Source organism: Altererythrobacter chaiwopuensis, from assembly GCF_054957755.1.
The window spans coordinates 1-276 of record NZ_JBTXJG010000015.1; the positions used below are offsets into that span (position 1 = coordinate 1).

Here is a 276-nt window from a genome sequence, read left to right on the forward strand (position 1 = left end):
TTATCATTGCTTCGGCATGGTCATGGGAAATCTCGCCGCGGTTACGACGGGCGCGGCGATGGTCTATCCGGACGAAGCGTTCGACTCCGCGAAGACTCTCGAAGCAGTGGCTGCGGAGGGGTGCACCGCTCTCTATGGCGTGCCGACCATGTTCATTGCAATGCTCAACCTGCCTGATCTAACGCAGTACGATGTCTCGACGCTTCGCACGGGTATTATGGCAGGATCGCCTTGCCCGACGGCCACAATGCGCAAAGTCATGGACAAGCTCAACAT

1 protein-coding gene is annotated in these 276 nt (G+C 57.6%); it reads left to right on the forward strand.

Features of this window, described 5'->3' with window-relative positions:
- Positions 1–276: AMP-binding protein (locus ACX2DJ_RS13000; protein ID WP_462573165.1), on the forward strand; the 276-nt coding region annotated here is incomplete at both ends.